30 protein-coding genes are annotated in these 16,820 nt (G+C 40.5%); all 30 read left to right on the forward strand.

Annotation, left to right across the window (positions count from 1 at the left end; translation table 11 throughout):
• Window positions 1-6: 6 nt before the first annotated feature.
• The 30 genes from fusA (at window position 7) to rpsK (ending at window position 16,733) form a co-directional block, all read left to right on the forward strand.
• On the forward strand, window positions 7-2,085 hold the full coding sequence (fusA, locus tag ACDZ29_RS11220; RefSeq protein WP_375090846.1) for an elongation factor G: 2,079 nt from the start codon (window positions 7-9) through the stop codon (window positions 2,083-2,085).
• Between the two features lie 120 nt (window positions 2,086-2,205).
• Window positions 2,206-3,393 carry an elongation factor Tu gene (tuf, locus tag ACDZ29_RS11225; RefSeq protein ID WP_053349066.1) on the forward strand — a complete coding sequence of 396 codons (1,188 nt, stop codon included), beginning with the start codon at window positions 2,206-2,208 and terminating at the stop codon, window positions 3,391-3,393.
• 427 nt (window positions 3,394-3,820) lie between these two features.
• Window positions 3,821-4,129 (forward strand): 30S ribosomal protein S10, encoded by a 309-nt coding sequence (gene rpsJ / locus ACDZ29_RS11230; RefSeq protein WP_019244375.1) that lies wholly within the window; start codon window positions 3,821-3,823, stop codon window positions 4,127-4,129.
• 40 nt (window positions 4,130-4,169) lie between these two features.
• Window positions 4,170-4,799, forward strand: a complete 630-nt coding sequence (gene rplC / locus ACDZ29_RS11235; protein WP_375090847.1) for a 50S ribosomal protein L3 — start codon at window positions 4,170-4,172, stop codon at window positions 4,797-4,799.
• Between the two features lie 25 nt (window positions 4,800-4,824).
• Window positions 4,825-5,448: a 50S ribosomal protein L4 gene (gene rplD, locus ACDZ29_RS11240; RefSeq protein ID WP_370013574.1), complete on the forward strand. Its 624-nt coding sequence runs from the start codon at window positions 4,825-4,827 to the stop codon at window positions 5,446-5,448.
• Window positions 5,448-5,732, forward strand: coding sequence for a 50S ribosomal protein L23 (gene rplW, locus ACDZ29_RS11245; RefSeq protein ID WP_034305023.1), 285 nt, complete (start codon window positions 5,448-5,450; stop codon window positions 5,730-5,732). Before rplD ends, rplW begins: the two co-directional genes overlap by 1 nt.
• A 26-nt stretch (window positions 5,733-5,758) precedes the next feature.
• Window positions 5,759-6,589 (forward strand): 50S ribosomal protein L2, encoded by an 831-nt coding sequence (rplB, locus tag ACDZ29_RS11250; protein WP_061440383.1) that lies wholly within the window; start codon window positions 5,759-5,761, stop codon window positions 6,587-6,589.
• Window positions 6,590-6,649: 60 nt separating this feature from the next.
• Window positions 6,650-6,928, forward strand: coding sequence for a 30S ribosomal protein S19 (gene rpsS, locus ACDZ29_RS11255; RefSeq protein WP_034305018.1), 279 nt, complete (start codon window positions 6,650-6,652; stop codon window positions 6,926-6,928).
• 17 nt (window positions 6,929-6,945) lie between these two features.
• Window positions 6,946-7,287, forward strand: a complete 342-nt coding sequence (gene rplV / locus ACDZ29_RS11260) for a 50S ribosomal protein L22 (protein ID WP_061440384.1) — start codon at window positions 6,946-6,948, stop codon at window positions 7,285-7,287.
• Window positions 7,288-7,290: 3 nt separating this feature from the next.
• Window positions 7,291-7,947, forward strand: coding sequence for a 30S ribosomal protein S3 (gene rpsC / locus ACDZ29_RS11265; protein ID WP_289318647.1), 657 nt, complete (start codon window positions 7,291-7,293; stop codon window positions 7,945-7,947).
• A gap of 1 nt (window position 7,948) precedes the next feature.
• A complete protein-coding gene (rplP, locus tag ACDZ29_RS11270; protein ID WP_053349061.1) occupies window positions 7,949-8,383 on the forward strand; it encodes a 50S ribosomal protein L16 in 435 nt (144 codons plus the stop codon).
• The gene (gene rpmC, locus ACDZ29_RS11275; protein WP_034305010.1) at window positions 8,373-8,576 is read left to right on the forward strand and encodes a 50S ribosomal protein L29; all 204 of its coding nucleotides are present in this window, start codon (window positions 8,373-8,375) and stop codon (window positions 8,574-8,576) included. Before rplP ends, rpmC begins: the two co-directional genes overlap by 11 nt.
• Window positions 8,577-8,594: 18 nt before the next feature.
• A complete protein-coding gene (rpsQ, locus tag ACDZ29_RS11280) occupies window positions 8,595-8,858 on the forward strand; it encodes a 30S ribosomal protein S17 (RefSeq protein ID WP_034305007.1) in 264 nt (87 codons plus the stop codon).
• A gap of 41 nt (window positions 8,859-8,899) precedes the next feature.
• The gene (gene rplN / locus ACDZ29_RS11285) at window positions 8,900-9,268 is read left to right on the forward strand and encodes a 50S ribosomal protein L14 (RefSeq protein ID WP_061440386.1); all 369 of its coding nucleotides are present in this window, start codon (window positions 8,900-8,902) and stop codon (window positions 9,266-9,268) included.
• 43 nt (window positions 9,269-9,311) lie between these two features.
• Window positions 9,312-9,623, forward strand: a complete 312-nt coding sequence (gene rplX, locus ACDZ29_RS11290; protein WP_061440387.1) for a 50S ribosomal protein L24 — start codon at window positions 9,312-9,314, stop codon at window positions 9,621-9,623.
• Between the two features lie 29 nt (window positions 9,624-9,652).
• A complete protein-coding gene (gene rplE, locus ACDZ29_RS11295; protein WP_034305000.1) occupies window positions 9,653-10,192 on the forward strand; it encodes a 50S ribosomal protein L5 in 540 nt (179 codons plus the stop codon).
• Window positions 10,193-10,217: 25 nt separating this feature from the next.
• The gene (locus ACDZ29_RS11300; protein WP_034304998.1) at window positions 10,218-10,403 is read left to right on the forward strand and encodes a type Z 30S ribosomal protein S14; all 186 of its coding nucleotides are present in this window, start codon (window positions 10,218-10,220) and stop codon (window positions 10,401-10,403) included.
• Between the two features lie 30 nt (window positions 10,404-10,433).
• Entirely contained in the window at window positions 10,434-10,832 is a 399-nt protein-coding gene (rpsH, locus tag ACDZ29_RS11305) for a 30S ribosomal protein S8 (RefSeq protein ID WP_053349057.1), read from the forward strand.
• 30 nt (window positions 10,833-10,862) lie between these two features.
• Complete coding sequence (gene rplF / locus ACDZ29_RS11310; protein ID WP_289318648.1) at window positions 10,863-11,399, forward strand: 50S ribosomal protein L6; 537 nt, start codon at window positions 10,863-10,865, stop codon at window positions 11,397-11,399.
• A 32-nt stretch (window positions 11,400-11,431) separates the two neighbouring features.
• The gene (gene rplR, locus ACDZ29_RS11315; RefSeq protein WP_061440390.1) at window positions 11,432-11,794 is read left to right on the forward strand and encodes a 50S ribosomal protein L18; all 363 of its coding nucleotides are present in this window, start codon (window positions 11,432-11,434) and stop codon (window positions 11,792-11,794) included.
• Between the two features lie 22 nt (window positions 11,795-11,816).
• Window positions 11,817-12,317 carry a 30S ribosomal protein S5 gene (gene rpsE, locus ACDZ29_RS11320; protein ID WP_289323333.1) on the forward strand — a complete coding sequence of 167 codons (501 nt, stop codon included), beginning with the start codon at window positions 11,817-11,819 and terminating at the stop codon, window positions 12,315-12,317.
• A gap of 16 nt (window positions 12,318-12,333) precedes the next feature.
• Window positions 12,334-12,516 (forward strand): 50S ribosomal protein L30, encoded by a 183-nt coding sequence (gene rpmD, locus ACDZ29_RS11325; protein WP_289318649.1) that lies wholly within the window; start codon window positions 12,334-12,336, stop codon window positions 12,514-12,516.
• A 32-nt stretch (window positions 12,517-12,548) separates the two neighbouring features.
• Window positions 12,549-12,989: a 50S ribosomal protein L15 gene (gene rplO / locus ACDZ29_RS11330; RefSeq protein WP_034304982.1), complete on the forward strand. Its 441-nt coding sequence runs from the start codon at window positions 12,549-12,551 to the stop codon at window positions 12,987-12,989.
• On the forward strand, window positions 12,989-14,284 hold the full coding sequence (gene secY / locus ACDZ29_RS11335) for a preprotein translocase subunit SecY (protein WP_289318650.1): 1,296 nt from the start codon (window positions 12,989-12,991) through the stop codon (window positions 14,282-14,284). Before rplO ends, secY begins: the two co-directional genes overlap by 1 nt.
• 58 nt (window positions 14,285-14,342) lie before the next feature.
• Entirely contained in the window at window positions 14,343-14,996 is a 654-nt protein-coding gene (locus ACDZ29_RS11340; RefSeq protein ID WP_289318651.1) for an adenylate kinase, read from the forward strand.
• A gap of 267 nt (window positions 14,997-15,263) precedes the next feature.
• A complete protein-coding gene (locus ACDZ29_RS11345) occupies window positions 15,264-15,386 on the forward strand; it encodes a M24 family metallopeptidase (RefSeq protein WP_289318652.1) in 123 nt (40 codons plus the stop codon).
• Window positions 15,387-15,560: 174 nt separating this feature from the next.
• Entirely contained in the window at window positions 15,561-15,779 is a 219-nt protein-coding gene (gene infA, locus ACDZ29_RS11350) for a translation initiation factor IF-1 (protein WP_028390440.1), read from the forward strand.
• A 40-nt stretch (window positions 15,780-15,819) separates the two neighbouring features.
• Window positions 15,820-15,933, forward strand: coding sequence for a 50S ribosomal protein L36 (gene rpmJ / locus ACDZ29_RS11355; RefSeq protein WP_003156543.1), 114 nt, complete (start codon window positions 15,820-15,822; stop codon window positions 15,931-15,933).
• Window positions 15,934-15,955: 22 nt separating this feature from the next.
• The gene (gene rpsM, locus ACDZ29_RS11360) at window positions 15,956-16,321 is read left to right on the forward strand and encodes a 30S ribosomal protein S13 (RefSeq protein ID WP_057915228.1); all 366 of its coding nucleotides are present in this window, start codon (window positions 15,956-15,958) and stop codon (window positions 16,319-16,321) included.
• Between the two features lie 22 nt (window positions 16,322-16,343).
• Window positions 16,344-16,733, forward strand: a complete 390-nt coding sequence (rpsK, locus tag ACDZ29_RS11365; RefSeq protein ID WP_028390438.1) for a 30S ribosomal protein S11 — start codon at window positions 16,344-16,346, stop codon at window positions 16,731-16,733.
• Window positions 16,734-16,820: the final 87 nt, after the last annotated feature.

Raw genomic sequence — 16,820 nt, forward strand, 5'->3', positions numbered from 1 at the left:
AGACAAATGGCAAGAGAGTTCTCCTTAGCAAACACTCGTAATATCGGTATCATGGCTCACATCGATGCTGGTAAAACGACAACAACAGAACGTGTTCTATATTACACTGGTAAAATCCATAAAATTGGTGAAACACACGAAGGTGCTTCACAAATGGACTGGATGGAACAGGAACAAGAACGCGGAATCACGATCACATCCGCTGCAACAACTGCACAGTGGAAAGGTCACCGTGTAAACATCATCGATACACCGGGACACGTAGACTTCACAGTTGAAGTTGAACGTTCTTTGCGCGTACTTGATGGAGCTGTAGCTGTACTTGATGCCCAATCAGGTGTTGAGCCTCAAACTGAAACAGTTTGGCGCCAAGCTACAACTTACGGTGTACCACGTGTCGTATTCGTAAATAAAATGGACAAAATCGGTGCAGACTTCCTTTACTCAGTTGGAACTATCATCGACCGTCTACAAGCTAATGCACACCCAGTTCAGTTACCAATCGGCGCTGAAGATCAATTCTCTGCAATCATTGACCTTATTGAAATGAAAGCTCATTTCTATGGTAATGACCTAGGAACTGATATCTCTGTTGGTGAAATTCCTGAAGAACATCGCGAATTAGCTGAAGAATACCGTGAAAAGCTAGTTGAAGCAGTTGCAGAAGTTAATGAAGACTTAATGGAAAAATACCTTGGCGGCGAAGAAATCAGCGTTGCTGAATTAAGAGCTGCTATTCGTACAGCAACCGTTAATGTTGAATTCTTCCCAGTTATCTGTGGATCAGCTTTCAAAAACAAAGGTGTTCAATTAATGCTTGATAACGTTATCGACTTCCTTCCATCTCCATTGGACGTACCAGCTATTAAAGGTATTCTGCCGGATTCAGAAGAAGAAGTAGAACGTCATTCAGATGATTCTGAACCGTTCTCAGCTTTAGCGTTTAAAGTTATGACTGATCCTTACGTTGGTAAACTTACATTCTTCCGTGTGTACTCAGGTACATTAGAATCAGGATCATATGTAATCAACTCAACCAAAGGTAAACGTGAACGTATTGGACGTATCCTTCAAATGCACGCAAACAGCCGTGAAGAAATATCAACTGTATACGCAGGGGATATCGCTGCTGCTGTTGGATTGAAAGATACTACAACTGGAGATACACTATGTGATGACAAGAACCAAGTAATTCTTGAATCCATGGTATTCCCAGAGCCGGTTATTTCACTTTCAGTAGAACCGAAATCAAAAGCAGACCAAGACAAAATGTCTCAAGCTTTACAAAAGCTACAAGATGAAGATCCAACATTCCGTGCGCATACTGACCAAGAAACTGGTCAAACGATCATCGCTGGTATGGGTGAACTTCACTTGGACATCCTTGTTGACCGTATGCGTCGCGAATTCAAAGTGGAAGCAAACGTTGGTGCTCCTCAAGTAGCATACCGTGAAACTTTCCGTGGTTCAGCTAAGGTTGAAGGTAAATTCGTTCGCCAATCAGGTGGTCGTGGACAATTCGGACACGTATGGATTGAATTTGGTCCAAACGAAGAAGGTAAAGGATTCGAATTTGAAAATGCTATCGTCGGTGGTGTAGTACCACGTGAATATATCCCTGCTGTACAAGCTGGATTAGTTGATTCACTTGACCGTGGTGTACTTGCTGGTTACCCGCTAGTCGACATCAAAGCAAAATTATTTGACGGTTCTTACCATGACGTTGACTCCAACGAAATGGCATTTAAAATTGCTGCATCAATGGCACTTAAAAATGCTGCTTCTAAGTGTAAACCGGTTATCCTTGAACCAATCATGAAAGTAGAAGTAGTTATTCCTGAAGATTATCTAGGCGACATCATGGGAGATATCACTTCTCGTCGTGGTCGTGTAGAAGGTATGGAAGCTCGCGGTAACACGCAAATGGTTAAAGCGATGGTTCCACTATCTGAAATGTTCGGATATGCTACATCTCTACGTTCTAACACACAAGGACGCGGAACATTCTCTATGCACTTCGACCATTATGAAGAAGTACCTAAGAGCATTTCTGAAGAGATCATCAAAAAAAATAAAGGTGAATAATTGATTTTCATCTCTTATTAAAGTATAACTATCTTATGTAAGCTGTGATGGAAGAATTAGTCTTCTTTCACAGCCCTATATACTTAATCTTTTATTTATAATTTTAAGGAGGAATTCCTAATGGGAAAAGCTAAATTTGATCGTTCAAAACCGCACGTTAACGTTGGAACAATTGGTCACGTCGACCATGGTAAAACAACTCTAACAGCTGCAATCACAACTGTACTTGCTAAAACTGGTGGAGCAGAAGCTCGCGCTTATGACCAAATCGATGGTGCTCCAGAAGAAAGAGAACGTGGTATCACAATCTCTACTGCACACGTTGAGTACGAAACAGCTACTCGTCACTATGCACACGTTGACTGCCCAGGACATGCTGACTATGTTAAAAACATGATCACTGGTGCTGCACAAATGGACGGCGGAATCCTAGTAGTATCTGCTGCTGATGGCCCAATGCCACAAACTCGTGAGCACATCCTTCTTTCTCGTCAAGTAGGTGTACCATTCCTAGTAGTATTCATGAACAAATGCGACATGGTTGATGACGAAGAACTTCTTGAATTAGTAGAAATGGAAATTCGTGACCTTCTTTCTGAATATGAATTCCCTGGCGATGACATTCCAGTTATCAAAGGATCTGCACTAAAAGCTCTTCAAGGAGAAGCTGCTTGGGAAGAAAAAATTCATGAATTAATGACAGCTGTTGACGAGTATATCCCAGAACCAACTCGTGACACTGACAAACCATTCATGATGCCAGTTGAGGATGTATTCTCTATCACTGGTCGTGGTACAGTTGCTACTGGCCGTGTTGAGCGTGGACAAGTTAAAGTCGGTGACGTTGTTGACATCATCGGTTTCAACGAAGAGTCTAAACCAACAACTGTAACAGGTGTTGAAATGTTCCGTAAACTTCTTGACTATGCTGAAGCTGGTGACAACATCGGTGCACTTCTTCGTGGTGTATCCCGTGAAGATATCCAACGTGGACAAGTACTTGCTAAACCAGGTACAATCACTCCACACACAAAGTTCAAAGCTGAAGTTTATGTTCTATCTAAAGAAGAAGGTGGACGTCACACTCCATTCTTTACAAACTACCGTCCTCAGTTCTACTTCCGTACAACTGACGTAACTGGTATTTGTAACCTTCCAGAAGGCGTAGAAATGGTTATGCCTGGAGACAACATCGAAATGACTGTAGAACTTATCGCTCCAATTGCTATCGAAGAAGGTACTAAATTCTCTATCCGTGAGGGTGGACGTACTGTAGGCGCTGGCGTCGTTGCTACAATCACTGAGTAATTAATTCTTAAATGAATATTGGAAGGGACGCCTTCCGGGAAAAGCAGATGGGACGCCATCTGCTTTTTTTCTATTTTAGAGGACTTTTCATGTTTACTTCTATAATATCCATATCCATTGAAAAATGGATGTATTCCAAAGAGAATGTTGTTGATTTATCAAATGAAGAAAATGGATATGAAAGACCGTGTAGAATGTACTTGTAAATACTTGAGATAGTATGTATAATAATAAAAGTGTGTTGCACAAGAAAAATTTAAGTTTAACTTGCATTCTACTTGTGCTTTATGTATAATAGACAATGTTGGTCTTTGACTGCGATGATATGGAAGGTTGCTGACACACCCGGCCGCTTTGCCATGGCGAGTGTGTGGGAAATTTCCATTGAGAAGGTCTATTTTAAAATAGGCGAAAAGGAGGGAAAATTATGGCAAAACAAAAAATTCGTATCCGTTTAAAAGCATATGATCACAGAATTCTTGATCAATCTGCTGAGAAAATTGTTGAAACTGCAAAACGTTCTGGTGCGGCTGTATCTGGTCCGATTCCATTGCCTACTGAAAGATCGGTTTACACGATCCTACGTGCGGTTCATAAATACAAAGACTCTCGTGAACAATTCGAAATGCGTACGCATAAACGTCTAATCGACATCGTTAATCCAACTCCACAAACAGTTGATTCATTGATGCGTTTAGATTTACCATCAGGCGTTGACATTGAAATCAAATTATAATTCATATAAATATGAACAATTACTCTAGGAGGTGTGACTTATGACCAAAGGAATCTTAGGAAGAAAAATCGGTATGACTCAAGTTTTTGCTGAAAACGGCGAACTTATCCCGGTAACAGTTATCGAAGCTGCTAATAACGTGGTTCTTCAAAAGAAAACTGTTGAAACTGATGGCTATGAAGCAGTTCAAGTTGGTTTTGAAAACAAACGTGAAAAGCTTTCTAACAAACCTGAAAAGGGACATGTTGAAAAAGCAAATACTACTCCTAAGCGCTTCATTCGCGAATTCCGCGGAACGGATCTTGCAGAATATGAGATCGGTCAAGAAGTCAATGTTAGTATTTTCGCTGAAGGCGATTTAGTAGATGTTTCAGGAATTTCAAAAGGTAAAGGTTTCCAAGGCGCTATCAAACGTCACGGACAATCTCGCGGACCGATGACTCATGGTTCTCGTTACCACCGTCGCCCAGGTTCAATGGGTCCTGTAGCTCCAAACCGCGTATTCAAAGGTAAATTATTACCAGGACGTATGGGTGGGGAACAAATTACTGTTCAAAACTTAGCTATCGTTAAAGTTGATGTTGAACGTAACCTGCTATTGATCAAAGGTAATGTACCTGGTGCTAGAAAAGCATTGATCAAAGTTAAAACTGCTGTTAAAGCAAAGTAATTTCTGAGAAAGGAGGAGCAATAGAATGCCAAAAGTTACATTGTTCAACCAAACAGGTTCACAAGTTGGCGACATCGAACTAAATGAAGCCATCTTTGGTATTGAACCTAATAATCATGTATTATTTGAAGCAATCATTATGCAACGAGCTTCCTTACGTCAAGGAACTCATAAAGTTAAAAACCGTTCTGAAGTTGCAGGCGGTGGACGTAAACCTTGGAAACAAAAAGGAACTGGACGTGCGCGTCAAGGTTCTATCCGTTCTCCACAATGGCGTGGCGGTGGCGTTGTTTTTGGACCAACTCCAAGATCTTACGCTTACAAGCTACCTAAAAAGGTTCGTCGTTTAGCTATTAAATCTGCATTGTCTGCAAAGGCATTGGAAGAGAACATTTTGGTACTTGAAAGCTTGTCTTTCGAAGCTCCAAAAACAAAAGAATTTGTAGCAGTACTTAATAACCTTTCTATTGATACTAAAACGTTGATTGTTACTGACGGATTAGATGAGAAAGTTGCTCTTTCTGCACGTAACATCCCTGGTGTTACTGTAGTTGAAGCTGTTGGTCTTAATGTTCTTGATGTTGTATCACACAACAAATTGATCTTGACTAAATCAGCTGTCGAAAAAGTAGAGGAGGTGCTTGCATAATGGATGCACGCGATATCATTAAGCGCCCCGTAATCACTGAACGCTCTTCAGACATAATGGCTGAAAAAAAATATACTTTTGAAGTTGATGTTAGAGCTAACAAAACTCAAGTTAAAGATGCTGTTCAAGAAATTTTCGGCGTTAAAGTTGAGAAAGTAAACATCATGAACTACAAAGGTAAATTTAAACGTATGGGCAAACATGCAGGCTATACTAACAAGCGCCGTAAAGCAATTGTTAAATTAACTGCTGACAGCAAAGAAATCGAGCTTTTCGAGGCTTAATTCATTAGAGAAGGAGGGAAATACAAATGGCGATTAAGAAGTATAAACCTACCTCTAACGGTCGACGTAATATGACAACTTCCGATTTTGCTGAGATTACTACAGACAAACCGGAAAAATCATTACTTGCTCCTTTACACAGCAAAGGCGGCCGTAATAACCAAGGTAAGTTAACAGTTCGTCATCAAGGTGGCGGCCACAAGCGTCAATACCGTATCATCGATTTCAAACGGAATAAAGATGGTATACCAGGACGCGTTGCTACTATTGAGTACGATCCAAATCGTTCTGCAAACATTGCATTAATTAATTACGTTGATGGAGAAAAACGTTATATCCTAGCTCCGAAAAACCTAGAAGTAGGTTTGGAAATCATGTCAGGTCCAGAAGCTGACATTAAAGTGGGTAACGCACTTCCTCTTATTAACATCCCAGTTGGTACAGTAATTCATAACATCGAACTTAAACCAGGAAAAGGTGGACAATTAGTCCGTTCAGCAGGAACATCTGCTCAAGTACTTGGTAAAGAGGGTCGTTATGTACTTGTACGTTTAAACTCAGGTGAGGTTCGTATGATTCTTGCTACTTGCCGTGCTACAATCGGTCAAGTTGGTAATGAACAACATGAACTTATCAACATTGGTAAAGCTGGTCGTAACCGTTGGTTAGGTAAACGCCCAACAGTTCGTGGATCAGTAATGAACCCGAACGATCACCCGCATGGTGGTGGTGAAGGTAAAGCTCCAATCGGACGTAAATCACCAATGTCTCCATGGGGTAAACCTACTCTTGGATTCAAAACTCGTAAGAAGAAAAACAAATCCGATAAATTTATCGTACGTCGTCGTAAAAAATAACGGGATTGACCTACGGTTCATATATAGAACCGTAGAACAGTCACGAAGGGAGGTACTCGCATGGGTCGTAGCTTAAAAAAAGGGCCTTTTGTTGATGATCATTTATTGGTAAAAGTTGAAAAATTAAATGAAGCTGACAAGAAGCAGGTAGTAAAAACTTGGTCTCGTCGCTCAACAATCTTCCCGCAATTCATCGGACATACAATCGCTGTTTATGACGGTCGTAAGCATGTGCCGGTTTATGTAACAGAAGATATGGTAGGTCACAAACTAGGCGAATTCGCGCCTACACGCACTTATAAAGGTCACGCAAGTGATGACAAGAAAACAAGACGTTAATGAGAGGAGGGCATCTCATGCAAGCAAAAGCTGTCGCTAGAACAGTTCGTATTGCTCCTCGTAAAGTGCGTTTAGTCGCAGATTTAATTCGAGGAAAACAAGTAGGTGAAGCAGTAGCGATTCTTCGCTTAACACCAAAATCTGCTTCTCCAGTCGTAGAAAAGATTCTGAAATCTGCTATCGCAAATGCAGAACATAACTACGAAATGGATATCAATAACCTAGTCGTTTCAGAGGCATACGTTAACGAAGGACCAACATTAAAACGTTTCCGTCCTCGCGCTCAAGGTCGTGCGAGTGCAATTAACAAACGTACTAGTCATATTACAATCGTTGTATCAGAAAAGAAGGAGGGGTAATCTGTGGGTCAAAAGGTAAATCCAGTCGGTTTGCGTATCGGGATCATCCGTGATTGGGAATCCAAATGGTACGCTGATAAAGACTACGCAGTTCTTTTGCATGAAGACCTTAAAGTTCGTGAGTATATCGCGAAACGTTTAAGTGATGCTTCTGTATCCAAAGTTGAAATCGAACGTGCAGCTAACCGTATCAATGTATCTGTTCACACTGCTAAACCAGGAATGGTTATCGGTAAGGGCGGTACTGAAGTTGAAGCACTTCGTAAAGCTTTGAACCAGTTAACTGGCAAAAGAGTTCATATCAATATCATTGAAATTAAAAGAGCAGATCTTGACGCAAAATTGGTTGCTGAAAACATCGCTCGTCAATTAGAAAACCGTGTTTCATTCCGTCGTGCTCAAAAACAAGCTATCCAACGTACTATGCGTTCTGGCGCACAAGGAATCAAAACTCAGGTTTCTGGTCGTCTTGGCGGTGCTGATATTGCTCGTGCTGAACATTACAGCGAAGGAACAGTTCCACTTCACACACTTCGTGCTGACATAGATTATGCTCATGCTGAAGCAGATACTACTTACGGTAAGCTAGGCGTGAAAGTTTGGATCTACCGTGGAGAAGTTCTTCCTACTAAGAAGAAATCTGAGGAAGGAGGAAAATAATATGTTATTGCCAAAACGCGTAAAATACCGTCGTGAACACCGCGGTAAGATGAGAGGGATGGCTAAGGGCGGCACTGAAGTTCATTTTGGAGAATTTGGACTTCAAGCTCAAGAAGCTTCCTGGATCACTAACCGCCAAATCGAAGCAGCTCGTATTGCGATGACTCGTTATATGAAACGTGGAGGAAAAGTTTGGATCAAAATTTTCCCAAGCAAACCTTACACAGCTAAGCCGCTTGAAGTACGGATGGGTTCCGGTAAAGGTGCTCCTGAAGGTTGGGTAGCAGTTGTTAAACCGGGCAAAGTATTGTTTGAAATCTCTGGTGTATCTGAAGAGGTGGCAAGAGAAGCATTGCGCCTTGCAGCACACAAACTTCCAATCAAATGCAAGTTTGTAAAAAGAGAGGAAATTGGTGGTGAAACAAATGAAAGCTAATGAAATCAAAGATCTAACCACTGCTGAAATTGAACAAAAACTAAAATCTCTTAAAGAAGAACTATTTAATCTTCGTTTCCAGTTAGCTACTGGACAACTTGAAAATACAGCTCGCATCCGTGAAGTTCGCAAATCGATTGCTCGTATGAAAACAGTTGTTCGTCAAAGAGAGATCGGTGTCACTAATCGATAATGAATGGAGGTTTGCAGAATGAGCGAACGCAACCAACGCAAAATCTACACTGGCCGCGTAGTATCCGATAAAATGGATAAAACAGTAACAGTTGTTGTAGAAACCTATAAAAAGCATTCTTTATACGGTAAACGCGTGAAATACTCTAAAAAGTTAAAAGCTCATGACGAGCTAAACGAAGCTAAAGCAGGCGACGTAGTACGTATCATGGAAACTCGTCCACTTTCAGCTACAAAGCGCTTCCGTCTTGTAGAAGTAGTAGAAAAAGCAGTAATCATTTAATATAGTTCGGATTAAGCTAATTCCGAAGGGAGGTACCGTACATGATTCAACAAGAATCTCGTTTAAAAGTCGCTGACAATTCAGGTGCTCGTGAAGTGCTAACAATTAAAGTCCTAGGTGGTTCTGGCCGTAAAACTGCAAACATCGGTGATGTCATCGTTTGTACAGTTAAACAGGCAACACCAGGAGGCGTTGTTAAAAAAGGTGAAGTCGTTAAGGCTGTTGTTGTCCGTACAAAACGTGGTATGCGTCGTCCTGACGGTTCTTACATTCGTTTTGATGAAAACGCATGTGTAATTATCCGTGACGATAAGAGCCCACGTGGAACTCGTATTTTTGGACCTGTTGCTCGTGAATTACGTGACAATAGTTTCATGAAGATCGTTTCTCTAGCTCCAGAAGTTCTATAATATGTAAAAATTGTATAAAGCCTTTCAAGGAGGTGCCAAGCTAATGCATGTTAAAAAAGGTGACAAAGTCGTAGTCATCTCTGGTAAGGACAAAGGCAAACAAGGAACAATTCTTGAAGCATATCCGAAACAAAATCGTGTGCTTGTTGAAGGAATTAACATCGTGAAAAAGCATTCCAAGCCATCTCAAATTAATCCACAAGGTGGAATTATCAGCAGAGAAGCTGCTATTCACGTATCCAATGTAATGCCACTTGATCCTAAATCAGGTAAACCGACTCGTGTTGGATATAAGATTGAAAATGGTAAAAAAGTACGCGTAGCTAAAATATCAGGTGAATCTTTAGATAAATAAGTCATAAATGAAGGGAGGTACACTAAGCAATGAGCCGCCTTAAAGAAAAATTCAGAAGTGAAATTACACCATCATTGATGGGTAAATTCAACTATCAATCAGTAATGCAAGTACCAAACATTGAGAAAATCGTTATTAACATGGGTGTGGGTGACGCAGTATCTAACTCAAAAGCTTTAGATACAGCTGTTGAAGAACTTACATTGATCACTGGTCAAAAACCAGTTATAACAAAAGCTAAAAAATCAATCGCAGGCTTCCGTTTGCGTGAAGGTATGCCTATCGGAGCGAAAGTTACATTACGTGGAGAGCGTATGTATCAATTCCTTGATAAGCTAGTATCTGTATCTTTACCACGTGTACGTGATTTCCGCGGCGTTTCAAAGAAATCCTTTGACGGACGTGGGAACTATACATTAGGTGTTAAAGAACAACTTATCTTCCCTGAGATTGATTACGATAAAGTGAGCAAAGTTCGTGGTATGGATATCGTTATCGTAACGACTGCCAACACTGACGAAGAAGCTCGTGAACTACTTACTCAAGTTGGAATGCCGTTCCAAAAGTAATCTCTAAATAAAGGGAGGCGAAATCGTGGCTAAAAAGTCTATGATCGTAAAGCAAAAACGCGAACAAAAGTTTAAAGTACAAGAATATACACGTTGCGAACGTTGCGGACGTCCACATTCTGTATTACGTAAATTTAAACTTTGTCGTATTTGTTTCCGCGAACTTGCATATAAAGGACAAATTCCTGGCGTTAAAAAAGCTAGCTGGTAAAACCCGAGTTTGGGAAGGAGGTAAAATATAATGGTCATGACAGATCCTATTGCAGATATGCTTACTCGCATCCGTAATGCGAATATGGTTCGTCACGAAAAACTAGAAGTTCCTGCTTCAAAGATCAAGAAAGAAATTGCTGAGATCTTAAAGCGTGAAGGCTTCGTACGTGACTTTGAATTAATCGAAGACAACAAACAAGGTATCATCCGTATCTTCTTAAAATACGGTGCAAACAACGAACGTGTTATCACTGGTCTAAAACGTATCAGCAAACCTGGTTTGCGTGTATATGCAAAAACTGGAGAGGTACCACGCGTTCTTAACGGTTTAGGTATCGCAGTTGTTTCTACTTCTCACGGAGTTTTAACAGACAAGGAAGCTCGCTCTAAACAAGTTGGCGGAGAAGTTTTAGCATACGTTTGGTAATACATTTTCACAAGAATGGAGGTGCACAATATGTCTCGTATAGGTAAAAAACCTATTGAAATCCCTGCAGGCGTAACAGTTACTGTTAACGGAAGTGAAGTAACTGTTAAAGGACCTAAAGGTGAATTAACTAGATCATTCAATCCTGATCTTACAATCGTTGTTGAAGAGAACGTGTTAACTGTAACACGTCCGTCTGACGAGAAGGCTCACCGTTCTTTACACGGAACTACTCGCGCACTTATCTCTAACATGGTTGAAGGTGTATCAACAGGATTTGTAAAATCACTTGAACTTATTGGGGTTGGGTACCGTGCACAAAAGCAAGGTACTAAGCTTATCCTTAACGTTGGATATTCCCACCCTGTAGAAATAGAACCAGAAGCGGGCGTTGAAGTCGAAGTTCCTTCTAATACAAAAGTAATCATCAAAGGTGCAAACAAAGAACGCGTAGGAGCTCTAGCAGCTAATATCCGTGATGTTCGCCCACCTGAACCGTATAAAGGTAAAGGTATTCGTTACGAAGGCGAATTCGTTCGTCGTAAAGAAGGTAAAACTGGTAAGTAATGCCGCATAAGTAAACGAAAGGAGTGACGTAAATGATTACGAAGCTTGATAAAAATGCTACTCGTCAGAAAAGACATGCACGTGTACGTGCTAAGCTTTCTGGAACAGAAGCTCGTCCTCGTTTAAATGTGTTTCGTTCAAACAAACACATTTACGCACAATTAATTGACGATGCACAAGGCGTAACATTAGCAAGTGCTTCAACTCTTGATAAAGAGATCAGTATCGAAGCTAGTAGCAATGCTGAAGCAGCTCAAAAAGTTGGCGAACTTATTGCGAAACGTGCTGTTGAAAAAGGTTTCAAAGCTGTGGTATTTGACCGCGGTGGTTACCTCTTCCATGGTCGTGTTAAAGCATTGGCTGACGCTGCTCGTGAAAACGGCTTAGAATTTTAATGGATAAGGAGGGACATAACAGATGCGTAGCATTGATCCTAATAAATTAGAACTTGAAGAACGCGTAGTTACAGTAAATCGTGTAGCTAAAGTTGTTAAAGGCGGACGTCGTTTCCGTTTCACTGCACTAGTTGTTGTTGGTGATAAAAATGGTCATGTTGGATTTGGTACTGGTAAAGCTCAAGAAGTTCCGGATGCTATCCGTAAAGCTATTGAGGATGCTAAGAAAAATCTAATTACAGTACCAATGGTTGGAACTACAATTCCTCACCTTGTGAACGGTCGCTATGGCGCAGGTCACATTCTATTGAAACCAGCTTCTGAAGGTACAGGAGTAATTGCTGGTGGTCCTGTTCGTGCGGTACTTGAATTAGGCGGAGTTAGCGATATCTTGTCTAAATCACTAGGTACTAATACACCTATTAATATGGTTCGCGCAACACTTGAAGGATTGAAGCAATTGAAACGTGCTGAAGACGTAGCTAAGTTACGTGGAAAATCAGTACAAGAACTGTTAGGATAAGGAGGGAAATCGAATTATGGCTAATAAATTAGAAATTACCCTCACTCGCAGCTTGATTGGTCGTCCAGAAGATCAACGTGTTACAGTTAACACTTTGGGTTTACGCAAAATGCATCAAACGGTTACTCATGAAGATAACCCTGCGATTCGCGGTATGATTACCAAAGTTGCTCATCTTGTTACTGTAAAAGAACAATAAAATAATTTTTAACTTAACAAGGAGGTGCCAACATGAAACTTCATGAGTTAAAAGCTGCAGAAGGTTCTCGTAAAGAACGTAAACGTAAAGGTCGCGGTATTGGATCTGGTAACGGTAAAACAGCAGGTAAAGGACATAAAGGACAAAACGCTCGCTCCGGCGGCGGTGTGCGTCTTGGATTTGAAGGGGGACAAACTCCTCTATTCAGACGTCTACCTAAACGTGGATTTACCAACATCAACCGTAAAGACTATGCTATCGTGAATCTCGATACGTTAAATCTTTTCGAAGACGGTACTGAAGTAACACCAGCTCTTTTACTTGAGACTGGAGTTGTAAGTAAAGAAAAAGCAGGAATCAAAATTCTTGCCAAAGGAAGCATTGAGAAAAAGCTTACTGTTAAAGCTCACAAATTCTCGTCTACTGCTAAAGAAGCTATCGAAGCTGCTGGCGGTAATACAGAGGTGATCTAATGTTTCGCACGATCTCCAATTTTATGCGCGTGGGTGAAATAAGGAATAAGATTATTTTTACCCTTCTAATGTTAATCGTCTATCGCATCGGTACATTTATACCTGTACCGCATGTGAATGCCGATTTTCTCGCTGAACAGGACCAGCTGAGCGTCATCGGTCTTTTAAATACCTTTGGCGGCGGAGCACTACAAAACTTTTCCATATTAGCGATGGGTATCATGCCATACATCACGGCATCTATCATCGTTCAACTATTACAGATGGATGTTGTACCTAAGTTCACTGAATGGTCTAAACAAGGAGAAGCAGGGCGCCGTAAATTAGCTCAATTCACTCGTTACTTCACTATTATCCTAGGATTCATCCAAGCTTTGGGTATGTCTTATGGGTTCAATAATATGTCAGGTGGCCAGTTGATTGAAAATCCTGGAATTGCAACATACTTGCTTATTGCGACTGTCTTAACGGCAGGAACAGCTTTTCTTTTGTGGTTAGGGGAGCTGATCACTGCTAAGGGTGTGGGTAATGGGATTTCCATCATAATCTTTGCTGGTATCGTAGCTAGTTTGCCAACTACGGCAAATCAGATCTACGCCCAACAATTTGAAAATGCCGGGGATCAATTATTCTTACGAATCATAACGATTATCCTCATTGTTTTAGCAGTATTAGCAATCGTGGTTGCTGTCATCTTCATTCAGCAGGCATTACGAAAAATTCCTATTCAGTATGCGAAACGTGCTGCGGTAGGTCGTACACAAATGGGTGGCCAGTCTACACATTTACCATTGAAAGTAAATGCTGCGGGGGTTATTCCGGTAATCTTTGCAATGGCATTTATCATTACTCCCACTACAATCGCTTCTTTCTTCGGAAAGAACAGCGTCACTAGTTGGATATCAACAAATCTTGATTACACCAAGCCAATTGGTATGATCATTTATGTTGCTCTTATCATTGCTTTTGCGTATTTTTATGCATTCATTCAGGTTAACCCTGAACAAATGGCTGAGAATTTGAAAAAGCAAGGTGGCTATGTGCCGGGGATTCGTCCAGGTAAGAGTACACAAGAATATTTAACACGTGTTTTATACCGATTAACGTTTGTAGGCTCTATATTCTTAGCCATCATTGCCGTTTTACCGGTATTTTTCATTAAGCTTGCTGATCTACCTCAATCTGCACAGATTGGTGGCACTAGTTTGCTAATCGTAGTGGGGGTTGCCCTTGATACGATGAAGCAACTGGAATCACAACTTGTGAAGAGACACTATAAAGGCTTTATAAAGTAATGAGTTTTGGGAACGGTTTGTTCCCTTTACCCATTATAGAGTTTGAGGGGGAAGAAAATTGAATCTAGTGTTAATGGGTCTGCCGGGTGCTGGTAAGGGCACTCAAGCTGAACAAATCGTAGAAAAATATAATATCCCTCATATTTCTACTGGAGATATGTTCCGAACAGCTATCAAAGATGGAACAGAATTAGGTCTAAAGGCAAAATCATTCATGGACAAAGGCGAATTGGTACCTGATGAAGTTACCATTGGCATTGTACGTGAACGTTTAAGCAAGGAAGACTGCCTAAAGGGTTTTTTGCTTGATGGATTTCCACGTACTGTGGCACAGGCAGAGGCACTTGAAAGCATTCTTACTGATTTAGATCGAAAAATAAATTTTGTCATTAATATCGATGTGGATAAAAGCATCTTAATGGAAAGATTGACAGGACGTCGTATTTGCAAATCATGTGGTGCGACATATCATCTTGTATTCAATCCTCCTGCTAAAGATGATGTATGCGACCGCTGTGGCGGAGAATTATATCAACGTGCTGACGATAATGAAGAAACGGTTCAAAATCGCTTAGATGTGAATTTGAAACAAACCAAGCCACTTCTTGATTTCTACGGAGACAAAGGATACTTGGTCAACATTAATGGACAGCAAGATATTAATAAGGTATTTGAAAATATCGATGTGTTATTAGGTGCTTTACAAAATTAATCATTCGTATTGATTTATGAAATTCATACCATTTTTATATCTTACTATTTAAACTTGGTGCATTCCTTTAATACAAAGGGTATAATGGATTTCGCGAGAGCATTCGCACATTTATTAATCAGGTTCTTGTACTTGGTATTCCCTGAATTGGGCGATTACTTTTTAAGTGATCTTCATGGACATATCCGGTCGGCAAAATTGATGAAGAAATGCAGTGACTCTATTGGGATTCCTAAAGAGTCGTGATATAGAGGGTTGAAAGAAGCTATGTCAGGCGTGCGCCTTTCAAACATCTCCCATGCTATTCAAACCTATGTCGAGACTAATTGCTTCTCTATTCGAGAGTATGTCGGTCACGGAATCGGTCAAGACTTACATGAGGACCCATAAAATCCTCATTTCGGTCCAACTGATAAAGGTCCTCAGTTAAAGCCTGGTTCTACAAAATGGTGAATACTTGATGCAGAATTGTAAGACTTATGAGGATAATTGGACTGTAGTAATGTTGACGGAAAGATGTGTACCTTTAATAGGTTCACGCATAGAGAAGGGAGAATCACTTTAATGGCGAAAGATGATGTAATTGAAGTAGAAGGCACAGTACAAGAGACTTTGCCAAATGCAATGTTTAAGGTAGAATTAGAAAATGGTCATACTGTTTTAGCTCATGTATCCGGTAAAATTCGTATGCACTTTATTCGCATTTTGCCTGGAGATAAAGTTACGGTTGAGCTTTCCCCGTATGATCTAACTCGCGGCAGAATCACATACCGGTTCAAATAATCCGGTTACGCTCCGATCTGTATAAGGAGGTTAGATAGCAATGAAAGTCAGACCATCAGTCAAACCAATCTGCGAAAAGTGTAAAGTTATCCGCAGAAAAGGTAAAGTTATGGTTATTTGCGAAAACCCTAAACATAAACAAAAACAAGGCTAAATAGAAGGAGGTGCACTCAAGCATGGCACGTATTGCTGGAGTAGATATTCCCCGTGACAAACGTATTGTTATCTCATTAACATATATATATGGTATTGGAAAACAAACAGCGATGAAAGTTCTTGCAGAAGCAGGCGTTTCTGAAGAAACTCGCGTTCGTGACTTAACGGAAGACGAATTGAATAAAATTCGTGATATCATTGACAAGCTTAAAGTAGAAGGCGACCTTCGTCGTGAAATCTCCCTAAACATCAAACGTTTAATGGAAATCGGTTCTTACCGTGGTTTACGTCACCGTCGTGGTCTTCCTGTCCGCGGTCAAAATACAAAAAACAATGCTCGTACGCGTAAAGGACCTCGTCGTACTGTAGCTAACAAGAAAAAATAATTAGTAAAGGAGGTTACTTTTCATGGCACGTAAAACTAATACACGTAAACGTCGTGTGAAAAAGAATATAGAAACTGGTATTGCACATATTCGTTCAACTTTCAATAACACTATCGTTACGATCACTGACTCTCATGGTAATGCTATTTCTTGGTCAAGTGCTGGAGCTCTAGGATTCCGTGGATCTCGTAAATCCACTCCATTTGCTGCACAAATGGCTGCTGAAACAGCTGCTAAAACATCAATTGAACATGGTATGAAAACTCTTGAAGTTACAGTTAAAGGACCTGGTGCTGGACGTGAAGCTGCTATTCGTGCACTTCAAGCTGCTGGCCTAGAAGTAACTGCAATTAAAGATGTAACTCCAGTTCCACATAACGGATGCCGTCCACCAAAACGTCGCCGTGTTTAATTTTTCTGTATAGATTTTGTATTCCTGTCAATAATGGGATATAATACTGAGTTTGCGTTCTTACAGAGGATTAATTTTCAGTTGTTG

This window comes from Peribacillus sp. RS7 (genome assembly GCF_041956845.1).
In the GTDB taxonomy this organism is placed as follows: Bacteria; Bacillota; Bacilli; order Bacillales; family DSM-1321; genus Peribacillus.